This window comes from Streptomyces sp. NPDC000134 (assembly GCF_042899225.1).
GTDB lineage: Bacteria > Actinomycetota > Actinomycetes > Streptomycetales > Streptomycetaceae > Streptomyces.
Genome location: NZ_JBIAZN010000023.1, coordinates 106836 through 127855, shown reverse-complemented (window position 1 = coordinate 127855; position 21020 = coordinate 106836). Strand labels below are relative to the sequence as shown.

23 protein-coding genes and 2 pseudogenes are annotated in these 21020 nt (G+C 71.3%); 9 read left to right on the top strand and 16 right to left on the bottom strand.

Annotated features, from left to right (window positions below; genetic code table 11):
- Window positions 1–33 precede the first annotated feature (33 nt).
- The 3 genes from ACFY32_RS28925 (at window position 34) to ACFY32_RS28915 (ending at window position 1308) form a co-directional block, all read left to right on the top strand.
- A complete protein-coding gene (locus tag ACFY32_RS28925) occupies window positions 34–378 on the top strand; it encodes an XdhC family protein (protein ID WP_390675788.1) in 345 nt (114 codons plus the stop codon).
- The gene (locus ACFY32_RS28920) at window positions 375–521 is read left to right on the top strand and encodes a hypothetical protein (RefSeq protein ID WP_390675772.1); all 147 of its coding nucleotides are present in this window, start codon (window positions 375–377) and stop codon (window positions 519–521) included. Before ACFY32_RS28925 ends, ACFY32_RS28920 begins: the two co-directional genes overlap by 4 nt.
- A gap of 178 nt (window positions 522–699) precedes the next feature.
- Complete coding sequence (locus ACFY32_RS28915) at window positions 700–1308, top strand: hypothetical protein (protein WP_390675771.1); 609 nt, start codon at window positions 700–702, stop codon at window positions 1306–1308.
- Between the two features lie 76 nt (window positions 1309–1384).
- Here ACFY32_RS28915 and ACFY32_RS28910 read toward each other — a convergent pair whose 3' ends face one another.
- The 4 genes from ACFY32_RS28910 to ACFY32_RS28895 all read right to left on the bottom strand — a co-directional run bounded on the left by ACFY32_RS28910 (window position 1385) and on the right by ACFY32_RS28895 (window position 2491).
- A complete protein-coding gene (locus ACFY32_RS28910; protein ID WP_390675770.1) occupies window positions 1385–1585 on the bottom strand; it encodes a hypothetical protein in 201 nt (66 codons plus the stop codon).
- 80 nt (window positions 1586–1665) lie between these two features.
- Entirely contained in the window at window positions 1666–1863 is a 198-nt protein-coding gene (locus ACFY32_RS28905; RefSeq protein ID WP_390675769.1) for a DUF6247 family protein, read from the bottom strand.
- A gap of 214 nt (window positions 1864–2077) precedes the next feature.
- Complete coding sequence (locus tag ACFY32_RS28900) at window positions 2078–2269, bottom strand: hypothetical protein (RefSeq protein WP_390675768.1); 192 nt, start codon at window positions 2267–2269, stop codon at window positions 2078–2080.
- 45 nt (window positions 2270–2314) lie between these two features.
- Entirely contained in the window at window positions 2315–2491 is a 177-nt protein-coding gene (locus tag ACFY32_RS28895; RefSeq protein WP_390675767.1) for a hypothetical protein, read from the bottom strand.
- Window positions 2492–3033: 542 nt separating this feature from the next.
- Here ACFY32_RS28895 and ACFY32_RS28890 point away from each other — a divergent pair.
- The gene (locus ACFY32_RS28890; RefSeq protein ID WP_390675766.1) at window positions 3034–3567 is read left to right on the top strand and encodes an EF-hand domain-containing protein; all 534 of its coding nucleotides are present in this window, start codon (window positions 3034–3036) and stop codon (window positions 3565–3567) included.
- A 150-nt stretch (window positions 3568–3717) separates the two neighbouring features.
- Here ACFY32_RS28890 and ACFY32_RS28885 read toward each other — a convergent pair whose 3' ends face one another.
- The 4 genes from ACFY32_RS28885 to ACFY32_RS28870 all read right to left on the bottom strand — a co-directional run bounded on the left by ACFY32_RS28885 (window position 3718) and on the right by ACFY32_RS28870 (window position 7981).
- Complete coding sequence (locus ACFY32_RS28885; protein WP_390675765.1) at window positions 3718–4623, bottom strand: class I SAM-dependent methyltransferase; 906 nt, start codon at window positions 4621–4623, stop codon at window positions 3718–3720.
- Window positions 4624–4686: 63 nt separating this feature from the next.
- Window positions 4687–5793, bottom strand: coding sequence for an NAD(P)-dependent alcohol dehydrogenase (locus tag ACFY32_RS28880; RefSeq protein WP_390675764.1), 1107 nt, complete (start codon window positions 5791–5793; stop codon window positions 4687–4689).
- Window positions 5790–7217, bottom strand: a complete 1428-nt coding sequence (locus tag ACFY32_RS28875; protein WP_390675763.1) for an aldehyde dehydrogenase family protein — start codon at window positions 7215–7217, stop codon at window positions 5790–5792. The genes ACFY32_RS28880 and ACFY32_RS28875 overlap by 4 nt, the downstream gene beginning before the upstream one ends.
- Window positions 7218–7225: 8 nt before the next feature.
- On the bottom strand, window positions 7226–7981 hold the full coding sequence (locus tag ACFY32_RS28870; protein ID WP_390675762.1) for a (5-formylfuran-3-yl)methyl phosphate synthase: 756 nt from the start codon (window positions 7979–7981) through the stop codon (window positions 7226–7228).
- Between the two features lie 639 nt (window positions 7982–8620).
- On the opposite strand from ACFY32_RS28870, the gene ACFY32_RS28865 reads away from it, so the two are divergent.
- Both ACFY32_RS28865 and ACFY32_RS28860 read left to right on the top strand, forming a co-directional pair.
- A complete protein-coding gene (locus ACFY32_RS28865) occupies window positions 8621–9175 on the top strand; it encodes a DUF2690 domain-containing protein (protein WP_390675761.1) in 555 nt (184 codons plus the stop codon).
- Between the two features lie 165 nt (window positions 9176–9340).
- A pseudogene (locus tag ACFY32_RS28860) lies at window positions 9341–9466 on the top strand (DUF6207 family protein); the annotation flags it as partial.
- A 219-nt stretch (window positions 9467–9685) separates the two neighbouring features.
- Here the strand turns inward: ACFY32_RS28860 and ACFY32_RS28855 are convergent.
- Complete coding sequence (locus ACFY32_RS28855; protein WP_390675787.1) at window positions 9686–10285, bottom strand: TetR/AcrR family transcriptional regulator; 600 nt, start codon at window positions 10283–10285, stop codon at window positions 9686–9688.
- Window positions 10286–10340: 55 nt separating this feature from the next.
- On the opposite strand from ACFY32_RS28855, the gene ACFY32_RS28850 reads away from it, so the two are divergent.
- Window positions 10341–10808 (top strand): SRPBCC family protein, encoded by a 468-nt coding sequence (locus tag ACFY32_RS28850; protein WP_390675760.1) that lies wholly within the window; start codon window positions 10341–10343, stop codon window positions 10806–10808.
- Between the two features lie 763 nt (window positions 10809–11571).
- Here the strand turns inward: ACFY32_RS28850 and ACFY32_RS28845 are convergent.
- Window positions 11572–14772: a type 2 lanthipeptide synthetase LanM family protein gene (locus ACFY32_RS28845; RefSeq protein ID WP_390675759.1), complete on the bottom strand. Its 3201-nt coding sequence runs from the start codon at window positions 14770–14772 to the stop codon at window positions 11572–11574.
- A gap of 416 nt (window positions 14773–15188) precedes the next feature.
- On the opposite strand from ACFY32_RS28845, the pseudogene ACFY32_RS28840 reads away from it, so the two are divergent.
- A pseudogene (locus tag ACFY32_RS28840) lies at window positions 15189–15348 on the top strand (CGNR zinc finger domain-containing protein); the annotation flags it as partial.
- 368 nt (window positions 15349–15716) lie between these two features.
- Window positions 15717–15890 carry a hypothetical protein gene (locus ACFY32_RS28835; protein ID WP_390675789.1) on the top strand — a complete coding sequence of 58 codons (174 nt, stop codon included), beginning with the start codon at window positions 15717–15719 and terminating at the stop codon, window positions 15888–15890.
- Between the two features lie 577 nt (window positions 15891–16467).
- Here the strand turns inward: ACFY32_RS28835 and rosC are convergent.
- Genes rosC through ACFY32_RS28805 form a run of 6 tightly spaced genes read right to left on the bottom strand, consistent with a single transcriptional unit; the run spans window position 16468 to window position 21008 of the window.
- Window positions 16468–17136 (bottom strand): 8-demethyl-8-aminoriboflavin-5'-phosphate phosphatase, encoded by a 669-nt coding sequence (gene rosC / locus ACFY32_RS28830; protein WP_390675758.1) that lies wholly within the window; start codon window positions 17134–17136, stop codon window positions 16468–16470.
- Between the two features lie 28 nt (window positions 17137–17164).
- Entirely contained in the window at window positions 17165–18208 is a 1044-nt protein-coding gene (gene rosA / locus ACFY32_RS28825; protein WP_390675757.1) for a N,N-8-amino-8-demethyl-D-riboflavin dimethyltransferase RosA, read from the bottom strand.
- Between the two features lie 25 nt (window positions 18209–18233).
- Entirely contained in the window at window positions 18234–18971 is a 738-nt protein-coding gene (locus ACFY32_RS28820) for an enoyl-CoA hydratase/isomerase family protein (RefSeq protein ID WP_390675756.1), read from the bottom strand.
- Window positions 18972–18990: 19 nt separating this feature from the next.
- Complete coding sequence (locus ACFY32_RS28815) at window positions 18991–19464, bottom strand: PaaI family thioesterase (protein WP_390675755.1); 474 nt, start codon at window positions 19462–19464, stop codon at window positions 18991–18993.
- Window positions 19465–19495: 31 nt separating this feature from the next.
- Window positions 19496–20716, bottom strand: a complete 1221-nt coding sequence (locus ACFY32_RS28810; protein ID WP_390675754.1) for a beta-ketoacyl-[acyl-carrier-protein] synthase family protein — start codon at window positions 20714–20716, stop codon at window positions 19496–19498.
- Between the two features lie 16 nt (window positions 20717–20732).
- Window positions 20733–21008: an acyl carrier protein gene (locus ACFY32_RS28805; RefSeq protein WP_390675753.1), complete on the bottom strand. Its 276-nt coding sequence runs from the start codon at window positions 21006–21008 to the stop codon at window positions 20733–20735.
- Window positions 21009–21020 lie beyond the last annotated feature (12 nt).

Sequence of the window (21020 nt, the reverse complement as noted above, 5' to 3'; positions counted from 1 at the left end):
ACGACGTCTGGCAGCAGTTGTACCGCCGGTCGAATTCGGAACACGCCGACTGCCCTGGCCACCGTCGTCTCCGCCACCGGCTCGGCGCCCAGGCAGCCCGGAGCCGTCATGATCTGCACCCCACAGGGGAAGGTCATCGGCAGCGTGTCGGGGGGCTGCGTGGAAGGAGCCGTGGACGACAGGGCCCAGGAGGCACTGCAGTACGGCACGACAGTGCCGGAACGCTACGGAATCAGCGACGACGCCGGTGCGATCGGCCTGACATGCGCCGGCACCATTGAGATCCTTGTCGAACGCGTCGACCGCTCCTCCTTCCCCGAATCGGAGGCACTCCTCACCCATCGACGGGCCGGCACCGCCGTCACGCGCTGTCCATGATGATCAGCGACCTCAACGACTCCGACAACACCTTCGTGGTCGTCCAGCCCGACGAGGACGACCTCCTGTGGTTCGCCTCAGTGGCCGTCCTGGACGAAGGCGGTTACGAGATCGTCCGCCGCGACACCACCCGCAGAGGATGACCGCAAGCGGTTTCTCGAGGCGTGGAGCAACGCCTGAGTGGACACCGGCCGGCGACGCGCGTCGAACACTCACCTCCTTTCGCGGTTCGGGTGGTCGGGCGGCCCGAGTCTGGGGCATCGTCGTATCGACACGCCGCCGGGACGCATTCGGGCGCGATCGGCCAACTGGAGGGGTGCGATGAGTGCGAGCGAGCGTGAGACGTACACGACACCGGAGTTCGGTACCTCGCACGAAGGCGCGGTCGGTGTGCTGCTGGCCGACGGCACCGTTCCCGAACCGCTTTACTACGACGCGATCAGCGGCCCCTGCGGAAGGTGGGTGTCGCAGTGGAGCGCCTACGACGGCAACAGCCTCGTCAACGCGCCGAGGGCGGCGGCGCTGCGCGCGGTGTGCTCCTGCGGCTGGACGGGTCCGCAGTACCCACTGGACTGGGATCAGATCGGTGATCAAGACCTCTCTTGTGCGGGAGCGGAGACAGCGGCAACCTGCGTCAAGGACTGGGACGCCCACACCGCTGACGTGGAGCGGTCGGCCATTTCGCTGCCGTCCGAGTTGACCGCTCTGCTCGACCAGGTGGAGGAGAAGATCGAGTTACTGGGCATGTCCTCGCCTCTGGCGGCGTTGCGGGCGGTGCGCCGGCTGGAAGTGATCGCCGCGCAGGAGGCGTACTGGCCGACCGTTGAAATCAGCCGCACGGCCGACTATGCGCAGGCCGCTGCAGCCCTGGGGCTGAACAGCAACGCGGCCCGCGCCCTGGTAGACCGCTACCGCCGCAGCCGCCCCTAGCGAGGACGCGGCGGCCGGCGGACAGGCTCTGGCCGCGATGCGGAACGTCCTGCCCCGGCCAGTTGCGATGCCGGGGTCAGGACGTCTGCACGGGCGGCTGCCCGAGCCAGGTGATGGTGAGGACGGACAGGCGGCGCAAGGGGCGGTTCACCCAGTAGGTGAGGGAGAGTTGGCCGACGGCCACGTGACGGATGTCCTCGCCCTCGGGGGCGTCGGCGTCCCGCTGCCCGAAATCGCACGGGTCGCCGACGGCGGCGTCCAAGACGTCCCACACCATGTCTTCGACGTACTCGGGCAGGGTGGCGAGGGCCTTCGCGGCCGGGGTGGAGAAGCGGACCGCCTACGGCTGCTGTGCGGTCACCGGCGCTGCCCGCGCAGCTCCGCCATGTCGATGAAGCCGCTGTCGTCACAGCCGGAGGCGACGAACGCGTCGACGGCCGAGGCGGAGGCGAGGCGTCCCTGCCACTCCTGGAGGACCGCGTACAGGGGCGCGAGGGAGAACGTGCGCCGCGACGCCTTGAGCGCGGCCGCCCACTCCCGCTCGAAGGCCGGCACCCAGGTGTCCGCGCGGCGGTCGGCGAGCAGGTGTCCGCGCGGCGGTCGGCGAGCAGTTGGGCGAGGAGTTCGGCCGACGCCCCGGGCGCGGGGGGGGGGGAGGCAGTAACGGGTGCGTGGTCGGGCTGCGCGCTCATCCGGTCCTCCCGGCGGGTTCTGTCCTCACGGTACGCGCGCCGGGTAGCCGTGGATGCGGCCATCGGACAGATTCCTCCTACAGCACCAGGGCCTGGGCGAGGGCCGCAGCGCGCTCGCGCGTCGGATCGTCCTGCTGGTCCCAGGTGCCGGCGATGTGCTCCAGGAGGCCGGCCGCCGCGTCGAATACCGCATTGTCGGGGTTGTCGTCGCTGCGGGAGCGGAGCTGGCCGACGGCCTGGAGGATCAGGCCGACCGGGACGGGCGGCACGTCCTCGACGCTGTCGGCGCGAGGGCGGGGGGGTGGTGGTCAGTTTCAGGGTGTGTGTTCGTCGTCAGTGCGGGTGATCGCGGTGATGGTGTCGAGGTTCAGGCCGCTGGGCTTGCTGACTCGTTCCGCGCTGACGAAGTCCGGAAGGTTGCCGATCGCGGCGGCGACAGCGTCCCAGGCGTAGGCCCCGCCACGGGGGCCGTTCCCGGGGACCGGCTCCACGCCGGACAGGGGCAGGGCGTAGCCGGTACCGCCCGCGTCCCGGCACCAGAGGGCTGTGTCCCCGGGTGAGACGTCGTCGACGCTGCGGATGTGCGGACTGCGGCACAGCGCTTCGGCGATGCGGACGACGTCGTGGTCGGCGTCGGCCAGCGGACTCCTGTCGCGGTCGATGAGGTGGATGGGCGGTGAGCCGAAGCGCAGGAGTTGTCACCACCGCAGTCGGATGAGCTGGCGAATGGGATCGGCCGAAGCAGTCTGGTTGTCACAGACGAGGAAACCGACTTGTCACATACGCTCATTCAGCAGTCTTTTTGTCACTAGATGCGAAGAACGAGAACCTGCGGCTCGTCATGGCGGTTCTATGGGTCATGGCCGCTGCACGTGCTGGGCTGGGAAGGGCAGTCGAGGCCGCTGACATCGTGGTCTGGTCGGTCGCATCAGTGCATCTGGCGGGAGACTGCCGTGTGTCCCAACACGCCGAGCAGAGGTCCTCATTGGCCCAGGCCCGGAATCGTCGGGTCGCAGAAGACAGGTGATGGAAAATGCGAGACGAGGCCGCCAAGCGGGTCGAGCTGGTCTTCTCCCTCTTCGACGCCAACGGCAATGGAGTCATCGACTCCGACGACTTCGATCTGATGACCGGCCGTGTTCTGGAGGCGGCGGACGCTTCGGACGACGCCGCCAAGGCCGCCATCCGGGCCGCGTTCCGCCGCTACTGGACGACGCTGGCCACTGAACTGGACGCCGATGGCAACGGTGTGATCACCGTGGACGAGTTCCGTCCGTTCGTGCTCGACCCCGAGCGTTTTGGTCCCACGATCGCCGAGTTCGCCGAGGCCCTCTCCGCACTCGGCGACCCCGACGGGGACAGCCTGATCGAGCGCCCCCTCTTCGTATCGCTGATGACGGCGATCGGCTTCGAGGAGGCGAACGTCCACGCCCTCTTCGACGCCTTCGGCCCAGACGCCGAGGACCGCATCACCGTGGCTACGTGGGCCGCCGGCATCAAGGACTACTACATGCCGGACCTGGCCGGCATCCCGGGTGACCAGTTGGTGGCCTCCCGAGCCGTCTGACACGGTCCGTCAGCGGCTTTCCGGCCCTGGGCGGCACCGCTACGACGTGACCGAACTGCCGCTTCCATCGGGACGCGTCCCACCGAGCGGGGCCTGCGACAGGCGCCGCCCTCAGCCTGCGGGCGGACGTCGTCGTGAGCGTTGCGGGCATCAGGGCGAGGGCTTGTGCGCGAACACCCACCGGTTTCCCTCCAACGCATCGTTGGGCTCGGGCAGCGGGCCCCGTCGGTACCGGCGGGTGAAGTCGAAGGGTCTGTGCATCGAGGTGGACCAGCCCTTGACCGTCAGGCTGCCCGCGGAGTCGGGGCGTGGTCCCTTGTCGAAGAGGCGGAGCAGGTCGATGCCGATCTGTTCTCGCGTCGCCGTGTAGATCGGGCTGTCGCGGTACTTCAGCAGGTCCTTTTCCAGCTTGGCTTCGTAGGCCAGTGCGCTGCCTTCGGGGGTCAGCCGGTCCACAGTGTCGATGAGGTACGTCTCGGTGGGGCCTGGCAGGTAGAAGAGGAGTCCCTCGGCCAGCCAGACGCTCGGTGCGACCGGGTCGAGGCCGGCGGTGGTCAGCGCGGTGACCCAGTCGGCGCGCAGGTCGACCGGTACGGGGACGCGCTTCACCCTGGGGGTGGCCGACAGGTCCTTGAGCACCTGATGCTTGAACGCCAGCACGCCCGCTCTGTCGATCTCGAAGACCACGCAGTCGGACGGCCAGTCCAGGCGGAAGGCGCGGGTATCCAACCCCGCGCCCAGCAGGACGACTTGGCGGGCGCTCGTACGGACCGACCGGAGGAGGAAGTCATCGAGAACCCTGGTCCGCAGGCCGAAGTAGCGGGCGAACCGCCCCCACAGCGGGTTGCCGTCGCCGTCCGGGACCTGCTGGATGCGCACTGGCCAGTCCGCGCACGCCGGGGCGGCGCGCACGAAGTGTTCCGCGTAGATGTCCTGGGCCAGGCTGTCGTGGCGGTGGGTCTCGATCGCCCGTGCCGCGGCGACCAGGAGGGCGGTCAGCCCCACGCCTGCGTCCATGCCTTCCGCGTCCGTGTGCTGCGGTGCCGCGCCGACCATGTTTCCTCCGTTGGTGGGAGTGGGAAGTGCGAGGTGCCTGCTTGCCGGATGCGGCGTGCCTGGTCATCGGCTTTTTCCCGCCGGAAGGAGTACGGGTTTGACCACGCGGCCCGCGTCGCAGTCGCGTTCAGCCTCGTTGATGTCGGCCAGTGGGTAGGTGCGGATCATCTGGTCGAAGGGGAAGCGTCCGGCCTGCCACAGCCCGGTCAGCCGGGGTATCAGCAGTCCGGGTACGGCGTCCCCTTCGCAGATGTGGCGGATGTTGCGGCCTCGGTCCAGCGTGCCCGGGTCGAGCGGCAGCGCGGTGTGGAGCCGTGCCACCAGGCCGAGGCTGCCGGCCGGGCGCAGTGCCCGGAGCGCGTCGTTGATGAGTGGGGACGAGGCCGTGGTGTCCAGCGCGTACTGCGCGCCGCCGTCGGTCAGCCGCCGGATCTGCTCGGGCAGTCCGGCCGTTGCGGCGGGCAGTGGGATCGCGCCGAACCGTTCGGCCAGGGCCAGCCGCCCGGGATGCCGGTCGACGGCCACGGTCAGCGCCCCGGCGGCGGTGGCCGCCATCACCGCGGCCAGGCCCACCGCTCCCGCGCCGAAGACCGCGAGGGTGTCGCCGGGGCCGACGCCTAAGGCGTTGAGCACAGCTCCGGCGCCGGTGAGGAAGCCGCAGCCGAGCGGCCCGAGCAGTTCGATGGGCAGTGCGGGGTCGACGCGGACGGCGTTGCGGGCCGGGACGAGCGCGTACTCGGCGAACGAGGACTGGCCGAACCAGCGGGGGGCCAGCGCTCCCCCGGTCGCGTCGGTGAGCCGCGGCGCGTCCTCCTCGCGTCCTCCGAAGAGGTTGAGGGAGGCGAAGGAGTCGCAGTAGGCGGGGGCCGCGCCGCGGCAGTTGCGGCAGTGTCCGCAGGAGTCGAAGCTCAGCACGACGTGGTCGCCGACGCCGATCGCGGTGTCCGGGCCGCCGCCCGTCCGCACCACGACCCCGGCCCCCTCGTGGCCGAGGACCGCCGGCAGCGGGCTGCGGCCGGCCGATCGCCGGACCGCGAGATCGGTCCTGCACATCCCGCAGCCCGCGATCTCGACCAGGATCTCACCGTCCGCGGGTTCCGTGCGCAGGGTCACCTCCTCCACCGTGAAGGGGCCCTCGTACGAGCGCAGTACGGCCGCCTGGCATCTCATCGACAGACCTCCTGCAGGCGGTGGACGACGAACGGCCGGAATTTGCCGTAGAGCCCCCACGGCCCGCCGGCGACGCTGACACCGCTGTTCTTGATGCCTGCGAAGGGCTGGGCGAGGGACAGTTCGGCGTGGTGGTCGATCCAGGCCGCGCCGCATTCGAGCCGTTCGGCCACCGCCCCGGTCCGGTCGAGATCAGTGCCCCATACGGAGCCGCCCAGGCCGAAGCCAGTGCCGTTGGCCGGGTCGACGGCTTCGTCGAGGCTGCGGTACGGCAGCACCGGCGGGACCGGCAGGACCGGTCCGAACTGTTCCTCGGGCACCACCGGGCTGCCGGGCGGGACGTCGGTAAGGATTGTGGGAGCGAAGAAGTAGCCGGGCCCGTCCAGCCGATGGCCGCCGGCCGCCGTCCGGGCCCCCTCCGCCAGGGCCTGCTTCGTGACCTGCGCGACCTTGGCCAGATGAGGGGCGCTGTCGACCGGGTCCAACCGGGTTCCAGGGTCCAGGCCGGGACCGACGGCGACGGTCTTCGCGCGCTGGGTGAAGGCTTCGACGACTTCGGCGTGGAGCTGGACCGGGGCGTAGACGCGTGCGATCGCCAGGCAGACCTGCCCGCAGTTGCGGAACGCGGCCCGGAACAGCCGGTCCGCGATCCGGTCCGCGATCCGGTCCACGTCGACGTCGTCCAGCAGGACGGCGGCGTCGTTGCCGCCCAGTTCCAGGGTGACCCGGGCGAGCGGGGCCGCCACCGCTTCGGCGACGGCCCGCCCGGTGGGCACCGACCCGGTGAAAGTGACGTGGCGGATGCCCGGTTGGGAGACGAGGCGGGCGCCGAGTGGTTCGCGGCCGGTGACGACGGTCAAGACGTCCTCGGGCAGGGCGGTGGCGAGGACGGAGCCGAGCAGTCGGATGGCGAGGGGGGCGAACGGGGAGGGTCTGAGGACCACGGTGTTGCCCGCAGCGAGCGCGGGTGCGAGCTTCGCCGCCGCGAGCTGGAGGGGAAAGTTCCACGGCACGATCGCCGCGACGGACCCCAGTGGTGGCCAGAGACTCTCGCTGCGCACCGGCCGACCGCCGACGATCCGCCGGGTTCTGGGGGCCGGGTCGGCGAAGTAGCGCAGGCGGGCCGCCGTACGGGCGACCTCCGCGTACGACTCGGCCAGGGGCTTGCCCTGTTCCCGGGTGAGCGACTGAGCGAGGTCATCGCCGACCGCCTCCACGGCGTCGGCCGCCACGCGCAACGCAGTGGTGCGTACGGCAGGGTCGGCCCGCCAACCGTGCCAGGCCCGGTGGGCCCGGTCGACCACGGCGTCCAACTCGTCCGGCTGCTGGTCGGGGGCCTCGTCGAACATCTCCCCGGTCGCCGGGTCGACGACGCCGAAACACGCGGGGTGCCCGGGAACGCGATCGGACTCGGATATCGGCATGCCAGTGATCAGTTCACCGCGGGGACGCCGGCCGCGTGCTCCCGGGCCTGCCGCTCCATCTCCGCGCGGAAGGCGGCCACCAGATGCGGCTGAATCCTTCCAGCGTTGCGGTCGCCACCCTCGCAGACCGCTCCGCGCACCCCCACGATGTCCGTGCCGATGCGGGTCAGCGGAGCGAGGTCGGTCTGCCTGACACTGCCCGCGAGGCAGGCGAGCAGACCGGACGCGTGGGCCAGCCGGACGAATTCGGCACAGACGTCCGGCGGAACATGGTCGAACAGCCGCGACCCGTCCTTGACGGCGGTATCGAGCATGGCCGCGTCGGCGCCGGATCGAGCGGCGATGTCGGGCAGGGCGAGCGGGTTGACGGAGCCGATGCGGTGAGCGTCGGCGTATCCGGAGGCAACGACGAGCGCTTCGGGGCGGTGGTCCTTCACCGCGCGGACGACCGCACGCATGACCTCGATGCCCTGATCGGGCGTCGTGCACCCGTAGAGGCCGACTTTGATGTACGTGGCTCCCGAGACGACCGCGCCGAGCGCAGCCTGGGCCACCGTGCCGGGCTTGTACGGGACATCCCCCACGGTCGCGGACACCGGCTTGTCCGCCGGGACCACGTCGCGGATCTCCCTGATGACCCAGGGGAAGTTCGCGCCGAGAGAGCCCTCATCAGGCTTCTTGACGTCGACGATGTCGAGGTGCTCCGCAGCCTTCGCACAATCGAGAGCCTCCTCGACACCGTCCGGGGAGATGAGAAGCAACACCCTGACCTCCTTCGCCGCCAGTCCGCCCGGCGGGACAGGGGACTGCGGATCACCTGGCTCATGTGCGGAGCCCTCATCATTTCCGTCACCTTGAGGACGCGGAAGGGCGCACAGAGTATCCATAGGGTGGTCATGCCCACGTACAGTGCGCCGTGCATACCAGAGCGAACAGCCATGTACCTGCGAAGGACAGGCGGAGAACGGCGCGGCCGCGATCCTTGCGCAGACGTGGCCGGCTGGGAAACACAGGGCGCCCGCCGGGGCCGGCGTCACAGCTCGGTGGACGACTTCGACACCGTTGGCAGCGACTCCCGCTCCTCGCTGGCCTCCACCTCGAAGCATGATGGTCACCCCGGGCCGCTGCCGCACGTACCGACGAACGTCCGGAACGTGCGCACAGCCACCTCGCCGTCGGCCCAGGCCCCCTCGATCGCCGGCGTCTCAGGCGCGGCGGAGCCGGGAACGTTCAGATCAGCCGGCTCGTCGGTCGCGCCGTGGTCGTGGGCGGTGGCCCATTCCCCTTGCGAGCCGGGCGGGCAGACGCGTGCCGTGCCACCGCCTGCGCCAAGGCAGCCCGGCACGGGCGGTTGCACTCGTGCGCACCGCGCAGGACTAGAACCTGTCACGTATCACGCCGCCATGATCCACGAACCTGATGATCTTCGAAAGCGGACCCTGGAGCCGGACGAAGGCGGCGGGGGTTCCGGGACCCGTCCCGGTCTGGTGACGGTACACCTCGGCTACCGACGCACCATCCAAGCGAAAGGGAGTCTGATGAGCAGACTTTTCGGTGCTCTGGCGCTTTCCGGCGTGACGCTGGCCGCTTTGGCGGTGGCCCCGTCCGCTTCCGCGCAGGACGACAGCCAGACCAGGCGGTCCGCGGCCACCTGCTACGCGAAATCCTGCCAGGGGCAGGACCCGCAAACGACCGGGTGTGCTGCCGATGCCTTCTCCCCCGACACCAAGTACATCGACGGCAGGAAGCTCGAACTGCGGTACAGCCCGACCTGTCGGGCGGCATGGGGGCGTATCAGCGGCGGCGGCCAAGACTACGTGTCCATCCACAGCAGCTCGGGGGCGGAGTACTGGAACAGCCCCGTCTATCACTCGTACACGGCCATGGTCAACGACGCGGGCCTGATCGCCTGGGCCTGCACGACGGTCGGCGCTGACACGTGCACGCACGTCTATTAGCGGAAGGCAGCGGCGTGATCGGCCGGCGCGCTGAGGTCCTGGCGCTCCCGGCCGCGGTGTGACCGGCTGATCCGTGCCGACCCGGCCCGCCCACACTGTCCTCGGTGGTGAGGCTCGCGCCGGGGTGGGCGGGTCGGTAGGCCGGAACGCACCGCCCGGTGCGCAGTCGCGCCGGCGGACCAGGCGGTGCGAGAGCCAGGCGAGCCCGGTGTCCGGCTCCGGTTCTTCCTCGACCTGCACCAGGACACCGACACCGATATGGCCGGCCCGGGTGCCAGTCATCCCCGGTGACGTGGACCCTGCCGGAACCGATGCTCACCACAGCCGTCGACAGTCCCAGCCTGCCTGGGGGGAACGGCGGCCGAACCCAAGTGGGACGGTTCTCCAGACGCTTTGTATGTGTCTCGAAGAAACCTGCGAGGCAGGTCGAGGCGTACGTGTAGCTCCGAGAGCGTCGTCAGAACGGTGGTACGACGCCTGGCCCCGTCGTTACGCCTGATCGGTGACTCCTCACTCCGAGCCGTAGTACAGCCGGAGGAACTCCTCCATCGCCGCGTCGACGCCGGCGCGGTCACCGGTGGCGAGCAGGTCCAGCAGCAGGCCGCGGACGGTGGCGAGTCCCAGCCTGGCCCGGTTCCGGGCCAGGGCAGGGTCCGCCCCTGCCCCGACCTCGGCGGCCACGAGCGGCTCCAGCCAGTCCGTCACCAGTCCTTCGAGGACCGGGGCGGCCTCGGGGCGGCCGCGCAGCGCGTGCCCGCAGATTTCGAAGAAGAGCCGCTGCTGACCGGCCAGCCGAGGGGCTGTGAGCTGCCGCCACAGCAGCCGCGCGACATCGGCGGGCGAGAGACCGGGCTCCAGGCGGAGCCGGGACAGCACGTCGCGCTGGCGTCGCTCCGACGTCCGGACGATCTCGACCAGCAGCTTTTCCTTGGAGCCGAAGTAGTGGATCAGCATGCGGTGGCTGACGCCGATCGCGGCGCCCAGCCTGCGCAGACTCAGGTCCGCGATGCCGTGTTCTGCGACGTGGTCGACAGCCGCGTCCACCAGTTGTGCGCGCCGGGTCCCGTGCGCGCCTTGCTCGGCCTCGCCCTCGGGATGCGAGTCGTCCATGGTCACCACGTCACGACTGTACCAATCGGCACAGGGCGCATGTACCGTGCGGTACATGAAGTCTGTCACCGTGTCGATCGACGTACCTCAGACTCCCGAGCAGGTCTACGGCTTCCTCGACGTCATGGCGAACCACGAGCGGTTCACCGACCACTACCTGACCAACTGGCGCTTCACCGGCCCCGCCAGCGGCATCGGATCGTGCGCCACCGTCACCGCCGCGCTGGGCGGCACGAAGACCGACGTCACCATCGATGTCGTCGAGGCCGAGGCCCCTCGGCGCATCGTCGAACGCAATGTCAGCGCGGCCGGCCGACGGCAGGGCCGCGGTACCTACACCATCGAACCGCTGCCCACCGGCGGGGCCCGCGTCTCATTCACGTACACCTGGGTACGCGCCCCGCTCACCGACCGGCTGCTGGCCCCCGTCGTACGGGCCACGATGCGGCACGCCAATCGCATGGTCATGCGACGCCTGGCCACCGAGCTGGTTTGCAACGACGTGTCCGCCGCCGAATCCTGACGGAGGTAGGTGCCACCCCTTCCCCCGGCGCAGGCCAGACACCCACCGGGGCCCTGCCCTCGGGCACGGACTCCTCAAGCCGGCGCTGCGTCCAAACCAGTGCACACGCCTGGTCGTGGCGCAGGCCGCGCGCATACCGGCCTCCCCGCCCCGAGGAGACACCCCACCGGTACGCCGAAGGCCCGAGCCAAGGGCAGAACGAATCCGGCAGAAGCTGTGCGCAGATGTCTCATGAGACATGGCCCAGTCCGGACAAGGACGGCTTTCGCGCGGGGCTGTCCGTCGACGCGGGCCGGGTCGTACTGCGCTCCAGGAACGGCACCCGGACGGCACCGGCGTTCCCGGAGGCCGTCGCCGCGACCGCGCAGCTTCCCGACCCGTCGGCCTTCGACGGCGAGCTGATCTATGGGAATCAGGCCGGCTCGCCATCTCCCGGCTGCACAGGCCGGCTGCGACATCCCGCGCGCCGGCACCGCGTCCGCCCCGCCCCTCTCTCCCGCCGGCGTTCCCCGCTGGACGCCGCCGGGGGATCGGCAGCGCGGCGCGGCGGGCCCCGGTCGACGCGCAACCGGCTGAGCGCGCCCGGTTTCCCGGCCGCGGCCGTACCGCCCGTCCCGCCCGCCCTTTACTCCTTCACTCCGGCCAGGGACACGGGCCAAGCGGCCGCCACGGGGATGTCAGCACTCCGGTCACGGCGGAATTCGCTCGGTGACTTGCGCGAGCACGGAAAATAGTCCGTCAGGCCGCGCGACAGGGGGGCGCATCACCGAACGGGTGTCGCCCCGGGTGGACGGAGGGCCAGCAGGGAGGGCACGGCCTCCGGCGCGGCGAGCCGCAGCAGTCCGTAGCCGATCCCGGCGACCCCGGTCATCAGCGAGGGGCTGTGCACCCCGCTCGGCATGCCGCACACCCAGCCCCGCGCCTCCAGCGCGTCCAGGGTCACGGCGGCCTGCCGCAGTGCCGTGTCCGCCGCCGCCCCGCCCGCCAGGAGCAGCGGGTCCAGGTTGCCCAGGTCGCCGTGGCAGAGGGAGAAGTTGTGCCCGAAGCCGTCGCGGGCCACCGTGGCCAGGGCCACCGCGCGTTCCTGGCGCAGCCGGGCGTCGTCCAGCTCCGCGCACAGCTCCACGCGGGCCAGGGCGATGCCCGCCGCCCCGTGGCACCAGAGCACGGGGAGGGACGCGGAGGCGCCGGGCGAGCCGTCGGCGCGTACGTCGCGCCAGTTGGCGGCCTGCGCGTCGAAGAGGGTCCGCTCGTACTCCAGCGCCTCCCGGGCGAGGGCGGCCAGCCGCCCGTCACCGAGCAGGCTCCCGGCCCTGGTGAGCGCCCAGGCGATGCCCGAGGCTCCGTGGGCGAACCCGGCCAGTGGCCGGTCGGCCGTGCCGGCCAGCGCGCGGGGCAGCCAGCCGACCCCGCCGCCGGGCTGCGGGGCGGCCCGGTCCGCGAGCCGCCCGGCACAGCGGGCGAGGGCGTCGGTGACCGCGCCGGAGGGGTGCACCGCTCCCCAGGCGGCCAGTCCGGCGATGGTGCCCGCGCAGCCGTCGATGACGTCGAAGGACTCGTCCTCGGCGGCGGTGGCGGCGGCCCGTTGGACGAGGGTGTCGGCGAGCGCGGTCAGCCGGGCGTCGGAGCGGCGGGCGGTGAGGTGGGCGAGGGTGTAGAGGATGCCTCCGGTGCCGGTCAGGCCGCCGGTGAGCCGGCCGGCTCGGCGCCCGGCCTGGTGGCGGAGGGTGACGCCGGCGGCTTGGGCGGCGTTCCGGTACGTCGTCTCGCCCGTGCGGAGGGCGAGGTGGTGGAGGAAGAGGGCGATGCCCGCGGTGCCGCTGTAGAGGTCGGGGCCGAGTTCCGCGGGGGCCCAGCGGCCGGGCGGGGTCCAGTTGGGACCGATCCAGGCCAGGTCGGTCGGCCCCCGGTAGGCCCGGCGGAGCAGGTGGTCTGCGGCCTCGGCGGCCTTGGCCAGGGCGCGGGCGCGGATCGCCCCGGGGTCCGGGTCCGGGGCCGGGGCCGGGCTGTCCGGGCGGAGGGCGGTGGCCTGCGGGCGGAACGGTTCGCTCGTACCGGTGGCGGTGGTCACCGACAGGCGCAGAAGCTCGCGTTGGCGGGCGAGGTCGGCGGGGCCCAGGCAGTCGAGCTTGTCGAGCACGGTGTCGAGCGCGGGCCGGTCGACGACGGAGGGGATGAGGGCTCCGGTGGAGGCGCGGGCGTCGACGCCGTCGGGGCGGAGGGTGAACAGGGGGACGTCGTTGTTCCACAGGTCGGCGCGTTCGTGCGCGAGGAAGGCGCCGGCGCTCTCCTCCCAGGCCGCCAGCGCCCACAGCCGGTCCAGGTGGCGGTCGTGGTCCAGGGCGTCGCGCAGCAGGTCCGGGTGGTCACCGGCGGCGAGCAGGCTGCGGTACTCCAGCGTGTCGCGGCGCAGCAGCCGGGTGTGGTCGGCGGCGAAGGCCCGCAGCAGGCGGCGCACCCCCGGTCTGGCCCGCGCCATGATCCGGTACGCCTCGGTGAACCCGGCGTCGAGGTCGTCGGCGAAGTCCGCCGGCTCCAGGGGCCGGCCGGCGGGGAGGGGCCGGCTGTCGACGCCCTGGAGGTTCATCGGCCGGTACGCGATGCGCATCCGGTCGGTGCCTTCGCCGTCCACGTACGGCACGGTGCGGGGCGGTGCCTGGTCCGGGTCCCAGCCGAGGGCCGACACGTCCGCGCCGCCGTTGCCGCCCTCATCCCACACCCGCTGGGGCAGCAGTCCGGACCGGAGCACCGAGTGGGCGGCGTCGTGGCGCGCCAGGCGTTCGGAGGGGGACAGGTCCTTGGCGGGTTCGCGCAGGTCGGGGTGGAAGAGCGCCTCGCAGTCGACGAGTACGGGCTGGTCCCCGTGGGCGATGAGGTTCTGCGCGTGGCAGTCGACGGCGTCCAGTACGTAGAGCACGGCGGCGAGTGTCCCGGCGCGGTGGTAGAAGGCATGGAGTTCGGCCGCGTCCCGGCAGTGCCTGGCCGCCACGTGGGCCACCCAGCCGTAACCGTCCCGGGGCAGGTGGGTGACCTCCAGCAGCGGCAGCCGCAGCCGGGGGTTGAGCCAGCGCAGCAGGTCCTGGAAGTGGAGGTCGACGTCGAGCGGGCGGGGCTTGTAGACGATCCGGGTGCCGTTGTCGAAGCGCAGGGCGGTGACGGTGGCGCCGCCCCGGTGGGCGTCGCCGAGGCCGGTGCGTATCCCGGTCAGGCGGCCCAGGGGTACGCCGGGGGAGAAAGTGCGGGAGACGTCGGGCAGATCGGCCGCGAGGCGGCGTACGAGGGCGAGGTGGGTGTCGGTCCACTGCTCGGCGGCCACCGTGAGGCGGCGGGCCAGGACCGGGTACTCGGCGAGGATCTGGACGGCCCGCGCGGGGTCGGCGAGGCGGCGCACGAAGCCGCGGTAGCGCTCCTGCGGGGTGGCACCGGTCAGTCGGCCGGTGAGCCGGGCGACCTCCAGTTCCACGATCATGGTGCGTACGGCCATGGTGTGGGCGGGGGCGGTCAGGGACGGCAGCAGGTGGGCGGTGATCTCCTCGGCAGTGCCCAGCGGGGTGGGGCCGAGGGCGGCGATGCCCTGGCGCAGCCGGTCGCGGGCGGCGGTGAGCAGCGGGGCGACCAGGGTGGCGAAGGCGTCCCGGTCGGGGATCTCGACGGCGGGGGCGGGCGGGGGTTCCTCGAAGACAGCCGCCAGGCGGCGCGCCCACGGCTCCTCGGCGCCCAGCCGTTCGGCCAGGGCTTCGGCGGGCTCGGTGAGCAGTTCGCGCAGGAGGCCGGGGTCGAGAAAGTCCGCTGCCAGCCGCCTTTCGAACCAGCCGTCCTGATCGAACGGGCGTTGTGCCCGCCAGCGGGCCAGTACCCGGTCGGCGCGCCCGCCGAGGGAGGCGTCGGTGACGGTGGCCCGGCCCCGGCGGCTCAACGGGACGGCGCGGGCGGCGGCCAGACGCAGCGGGGACGTGTCCACCACGGCGGTACCCCCTGGGGTCGGCTCGTACCGCGCGCCGCACCCCACGAGGGTGCGGCGCGGCGGGCGGTCGGGTCAGTAGCTGCACATCCGTGCGCAACTGGAATAGGACTCACAGGTACTGGCCGCCTGCCCGGCGGACACGTAAACCTCCTCGGCCGGGTTCCCGGCCGGATGGTCCGGGAACTCCCGCGCAAGACTCAGCCGGAAGTCCTCGTCCTTGAGGGCACGGACTCGCTCTGCCGTGGTCAGCACGGCGCCTCCCCAGGTCAGTTGATGTTCCCGCATGGCCGTTCGGACGGCTCATCATGGCAGCGATGCCCTCACCGCACCAGGGGCGTCGATCAGGGTTCCACCGCCCCCCGTCCACCTGCCCGGGGGCCGCACCGACGCGCACCGTCAGAACACCACCCGGCAGTGCGTGCGCGGCCATCGGCTTCCTGAGCGGCCCGTACCGCGAGGAGCCGCGCGCCTGTCACGCGCCGCCGCGTGCGGTACTTCGTACGGGGCCACGGACGCCAGGAGTGGTGCAAGCCCTCCTGCCGCAACCGGGCCCGCGCCACCCGCCACCGCCGACGGGCTGTCGCCCAGGAGATCGAGGTCAGCCAGCGGTCGGTGGAGCGCTACCGCAAGGGCGAGCGCAAGCACCCGCCCAACGTGATCGCGGACCGGGATCGACGCGGCCGTACGGGCGCACTGGCAGCCTCTGGCGCGCAGGCGCCGGCAGAACCAGACCGCCACCACACACGGGATCACCGTGGAAACCCGAACCCGGCTCAGCTACAGCACACCCACCGACACCACCGAGACGCTCATCGTCGTGCCCGGCGGCGGCATCCATGCCCAAGGGCTGCCGCAGGACGGCCCGCCCGATCAGCTAGAGACTCTTGTCGAGCGTGTGCGCGGACCGTTGCACGTCGCCTCCGCCCGACGACCGAACCATCCGGGTGCCCATCGGACACATCGAGCGTCAACAGATCTTCGCGGACGGCACGATCCATGTCGACCAGGACCCGCCCACCCACGCTCCGGCCGTCGCCCCGGTCTGGAACCAGGGCATTCCCGAGACGACCGGTCTGCTGGCCACCGTCCGGGCAGCCAGCGCCGGAAACCCGGCCTGACCCGTCGGCACGGTCAGCGGGCTGAGCGCGGTGACGGCGTCGCCGGGCGCGGTGACGCACATGATCTCCAACCAGAGCTGGACACCGACCGGGGCGAGGAACCGCCGACGGCCCCGACCGTGGCGGACGTCCACCAGGGCGACGGCGGCATACCGGCCGGCACCGGGCCATCGGACGGTCGCCTTCGCGTCCGCCGTGGTGCGCTCCCAGTCCTACGCGCCGGATGCTCGCAAATCCTCGTTCGTTGTCTCGCCTTGAGCCGTCCAGGTTCGAATTCCCTGCGAACACTTTGACGATCGCCGGTGTCGAGGTCCGCCGCGACTGACTCGATCGGGGCAATCCGGGCTGCTCGTCATCTGCACGTCGTCGCGCGGCGCGCTCGATCCCGCCGCGGCCTTGGCGGAGCCGGACTCTCGTGGGTCGCATGGTCGGCCGTTGCCGTGCCCCGGGTCGGGCCCGGACCGTCCGGGTGTTCTCCTCGTGGGCCGCCTCGGGGCGTGCCGTCGCGGACCGGGCCCCGATGCGTGCGCGGACCTCGGCGAGCGTGTCCGGGCCGAGCCGTCCCGGTGCCACGCCCTCACACCACGTCGGACGGGGCCGCCGCCAGATGGGTGGCGTCGCCGATGGATCGGACGACCATCCGATCGTCCTTGACGGCGAGGACGGAGACGCTGGTCAGCGGCAGGATCATGTCGAGCTGCCCCCAGCCGAGGTTCATCAGGCTGCCGAGCAGGATGACCAGCGCGGAGTCATGGCCGACCACCGCCACCCGGGTGGTTCCCTCAGAAGCCGGCGGAGTGCCCGCGACGGCTGCCGCGATCGCCTCCCGCATGCGCTCGGCGACCTCCTTCTCCGGCTCGGGGAACGGGTACACGCCAGGCGGTTTGAGCTCGCTGGGCCGTCCGTCGTCCCAGTCGGTGCGCACCTCCCGCAGCCGTGGATCGGTGTGGACACGCAGCCCGTGCTCGGCGGCCACGACCGAGGCCGTTTGCTGGGCACGGTGGGCGCCGCTCGCCCACACACCGTGCAGGGGGACCCCGGCCAGCCGCGCCGCCAGGTACCTCGCCTGTGCTCTGCCCCTGTCCGACAGCGCCGGGTCGCGCGGGTCGCCCTCGTAGTTCTCAAGGCCCTTGTAGGAGTCGGCGTGCCGGATCAGCCAGACCTCACTGACACCGGGGACTCCTACGAGGTAGCGCTCGTACACCGAGCGCATGACCTGAAGAAAGCTCTCGCGTCCGTCACTCACCACGTTCTCCGTATCCGTGCTCGGCGGTTCAGGCGGGGATGTTGCGGCATTCGATGACGGCCCACACGTCGCCCGCCACGTGGATGCCCACGATCTCGAAGCCTGCCCGCGCCAGCAGGTCCTCCCACTGGGCGCGGGTGCGGTGCTCGCCCTCGACCAGTACCAGCATGTCGAGGTCCAGCACCTTGCCGAGCTCCCCCGTCTCCCCGATGACCGAGTCCAGGAGGAGCAGGCGAGCCTCGGGGGTGTCGCCCATGGCCTGGTGGATGCGTGAGAGCAGCCGTACGGCGTCCGCATCCGCCCAGTCCTCCAGCACTCCGCGCAGGACGTACGCGTCGCAGCCGGCGGGCAGTACGTCGAAGAAGTCTCCGATCCGTACCTCGACGCGGTCGGTCAGCCGCCGCGACGCGAGGAACTCACGGGCGCTCTCGGCCACGGCGGTTCCGTCCACGAGCACCCCGGTCGCCGACGGAACCGCCGCCAGCACACCACTCAGGAACTGGCCACGGCCGCCGCCGATGTCGGCGAAGCGGGAGAACTGGGAGAAGTCGAAGGCGGACAGGAAGTCTTCGGCGAAGTACTGGCCGAATTCCACCATCGCCGCGTCGAACTCGTCGCGCACCTCCTTCTTCTCGGGGCGGGCGAGGAAGTCGTACAGCGGTTCCCGGTGGCGCAACTGGAACGCCGGGACTCCCCTGCGGACGGACTCCACCAGGTCGCCGTAGGCGGCGAGGACGTCCGGTTCGGCGAAGAACGTCGTCATGCCGCGCATGCCGCGCGGGTGGTCGCAGCGCAGCAGCTCGCCCATCGCGGCGAGTCCGAAGCCGTCGTCCGCTTCCTCGGTCAGGGCGTCGACAGCGGCCGCCGCGCGCAACAGTCGGCGCAGCCTGTCCGGGTCGGAGCCGGTCGCCGCCGCCAGGTCCGCGGCGGAGCGCGGGCCCTCGGCGAGGAGATCGGGGATGCGCAGTTTGGCCACGGCGTGGAGCACGAAGGCCACTTTGAGATCGACGTTGTACTGATAGAGCCGCCTCGCCGCGGTCCGTTCCGGGTTCTGGATCGATTCCGGCTGCATGCGTCCTCTCTCGGCAGGGGGCTCGTCAGCTTCGGCGCAGGGACGTGAGGTACGCGCTCAGCATCCGGGCCGTGCGCTCAGCGCTCCAGATCCGCGCCACCTCGGGGTCCTCCGATGGCGCCGCGGCGGCGATGCGTTCGAGGACGGGCCGATGGAGCTGGCGCTTGGACAGGGCGTACACCTCGGGTGGGGTCGAGCAGAGTGCTTCGGTACGGCGCAGGGCCGCGGTGAGCAGGAGGCCGGGCTCGACGGTCTCGTGCACCAGGCCGATCGAGGCGGCCTGTTCGGGTGTGAGACGACCGGCGGCGAGCACCATCGTGTCCAGTGCCGGGCCGACGGCGTGGCGCATGACCTCCAGACAGGCCGTGGGGAACGGCACCCCGGCGGCGAGCTCGGTGAGCCCGATGGTCCCGCCGCACATCAGTCGCAGGTCGCAGGCGGCTGCCAGCACACACCCCCCGGCCAGGGCATGGCCGTTGAGCGCGGCGACGACCGGTCTCGGATGGCCGTACAGGGCGAGCGTGGCCTGATGCAGGGCGGGCAGGAACGACGCGACATACGTCGGGCCGCCGTCGATGATCCGTTTCAGGTCCACGCCCGCCGAGAAGCTGCTTCCGCTGCCGGTCAGCACGATGCCTCGGGCTCCGGCGGCCTTCGCCAGGGCTTCGGGGAGGGCGGTGAGCAGCTCCAGGTCCAGTGCGTTCACCGGTCCATGACGCAGGGTCAGGACGGCGATGCCGTCGTGGTCTGCTGTGTCGATCACCTGTCGGGCCCCCGTCGGTTCAGTCGTCGTAGCCGTCGAGGTCGGTCAGGAGGATCGTGGACACCGTGTAGGTGCCCTGTCCCGCCGCCACGAGTTTGCCGCTCTCGGAGTAGACGTCGCTGCGGGCGACGTAGATCGTTCTGCCTGCGGTCACCACCTCGCCGACGGCGTAGACGCCCTCCTTGCGGACCGGCCGGACCAGGTTGATGTGGTAGTCGACCGTCAGGACACTGTACGTCTCCTCCAGCGAATTGGCGGCCATGAACCCGGCGGTGTCGCCGACCTCGAAGAGCATGGCCGCGTGCAGGAAGTCCGCGTTCTGCGTCAGCTCCGGCTGAAACGGAATGGCCACCCGTGCGCGTCCGGCCTTCTCGATCTCGATCGTCTTGTCGAGGAACCGGGAGATCTTGCAGCGCATGCAGCAGCGGGTCAGCTTTTCGAAATGCGAGGACGCCGAACTCGTGGCGGCGGAACCGGTGGACGCGGAACTCAAGACGGTGCTCCTTGTGAGTGCGGTGGCGCGGCTAGGTGCGGGACACCACCAGACTGGCATTGATCCCACCGAATCCGAACGCGTTGATCAGACATCGTCGAATCGCTGTCCCGCGTGGCTCACGGGCGATGTCGACGTCGGCGAACGACGGATCGGTCCGGTCCAGTTTCACGGTGGGCGGCACGGTCTGATGGCGCAGCGCCATGAGCGAGGCGGCCAGATTCATCGGGCCGTTCGCGGCGAACGCGTAGCCTGTGTGTCCCTTGATCGAGGTGACGAGCGGCCTCCGGCGCGCGCCCGCCGTCGCGGCCCGTATCGCCTCCAGTTCGGCCGCGTCGCCCTGGACCATGCCGGATGCCTGCGCGAACACACAGTCGACCGCGTCCGGCGCCAGGGCGGCGTCGGTGAGCGCGTCCGCCATGCACCGCGTGATGTGGCGGCTCGACAGGCCCGTGATGCCTTCGCCGCCGCTGTTCGAGGCGAAGCCGGCCAGCTCTCCGTGGATCGCCGCGCCCCGCGCCTCGGCGTGCTCCCGTTCCTCCAGTACGAAGACCGCGGCCGCCTCCCCGACGATCATGCCGTCCCTGCGCTCGTCGAAGGGGCGGGGTGTCAGCTCGGGGTCCTCGCCACGGCTGAGCACCCGCATCGCCTCGAAACCGGAGTAGGTGATCGGCGTCGTCACCGCCTCGGCCCCGCCCGCGACCGCCCAGGTCAGGGTGCCGCAGCGGATGGCGCGCATGGCCTGCCCGAGCGCCTGAGCGCCGCCCGCGCAGGCCCCGGCGACCGTCACCTGCTCCCCCTCGATGCCGTGCCGCAGCGCGATCATGCTCGCCGCCATGTTGGGGATGAGGGAGGGGATCAGGAACGGACTGGTCTTTCGCGTTCCCTGATGTTCCTGCTTGAGCACGCCCGCCTCGATGCTGGGCAGTCCGCCCATGGCGACACCGAGGTAGACGCCGCCCTCGCGCGGTTCGGCGATCCCGCTGTCCTTCAGCGCTCGGTCGGCGGCGAACAGGGCGTAGCGAACGAACCCGCTCATCCGCTCGATCTCGAACCGGAGCGGGACCGATTCGAAGACCACCCGGGTGTCGTCGATCTCGGCGGCATGCCGGGAGCGGAACCGTCCCGGGTCGAAGCGGGTCACGGGGCCGATCCCGGAGCGACCGGCGATCAGCCCTTTCCACAGTTCGTCGGCGTCCGCGCCGAGCGAGCAGACGACCCCCATGCCCGTGACCACTACGCTGCGCGGCACGACGTCACCGAGTCGGTCACGCCTGCTGCCGGGGGGCCACCAGGGTGTGCCTGATGTAGTCCTCCAGGTCCTGCATGGTCTCCATCCTGTCCATGGCGGACTCCTCGAAGTCGACGCCGAAGCAGTCCTCCAGATAGAGCAGCAGCTCGATCATCTTGAGCGAGCTCATGCCCTCGATGGAGTTGCTGACGTGCGACTGCGGAGTCAGATGGGAGACATCCTGCTCGACGAACTCACCGATGTGTGCGACGAGTTCGTCGAACAGTTCCAGGTCCTGCTTGTCATCCTGCATCGTGAGGGCCTT

Bases quoted from the DNA above. Each gene is read 5' to 3' on its own strand.
- rosA (WP_390675757.1), bottom strand. From the start codon at position 18,208: ATGCAGCCGGAATCGATCCAGAACCCGGAACGGACCGCGGCGAGGCGG.
- ACFY32_RS28850 (WP_390675760.1), top strand. From the start codon at position 10,341: ATGAAGTCTGTCACCGTGTCGATCGACGTACCTCAGACTCCCGAGCAG.
- ACFY32_RS28890 (WP_390675766.1), top strand. From the start codon at position 3,034: ATGCGAGACGAGGCCGCCAAGCGGGTCGAGCTGGTCTTCTCCCTCTTC.
- ACFY32_RS28880 (WP_390675764.1), bottom strand. From the start codon at position 5,793: ATGAGATGCCAGGCGGCCGTACTGCGCTCGTACGAGGGCCCCTTCACG.
- ACFY32_RS28855 (WP_390675787.1), bottom strand. From the start codon at position 10,285: ATGGACGACTCGCATCCCGAGGGCGAGGCCGAGCAAGGCGCGCACGGG.
- ACFY32_RS28865 (WP_390675761.1), top strand. From the start codon at position 8,621: ATGATCCACGAACCTGATGATCTTCGAAAGCGGACCCTGGAGCCGGAC.
- ACFY32_RS28910 (WP_390675770.1), bottom strand. From the start codon at position 1,585: ATGGTGTGGGACGTCTTGGACGCCGCCGTCGGCGACCCGTGCGATTTC.
- ACFY32_RS28805 (WP_390675753.1), bottom strand. From the start codon at position 21,008: ATGCAGGATGACAAGCAGGACCTGGAACTGTTCGACGAACTCGTCGCA.
- ACFY32_RS28915 (WP_390675771.1), top strand. From the start codon at position 700: ATGAGTGCGAGCGAGCGTGAGACGTACACGACACCGGAGTTCGGTACC.
- ACFY32_RS28885 (WP_390675765.1), bottom strand. From the start codon at position 4,623: ATGGTCGGCGCGGCACCGCAGCACACGGACGCGGAAGGCATGGACGCA.
- ACFY32_RS28875 (WP_390675763.1), bottom strand. From the start codon at position 7,217: ATGCCGATATCCGAGTCCGATCGCGTTCCCGGGCACCCCGCGTGTTTC.
- ACFY32_RS28920 (WP_390675772.1), top strand. From the start codon at position 375: ATGATGATCAGCGACCTCAACGACTCCGACAACACCTTCGTGGTCGTC.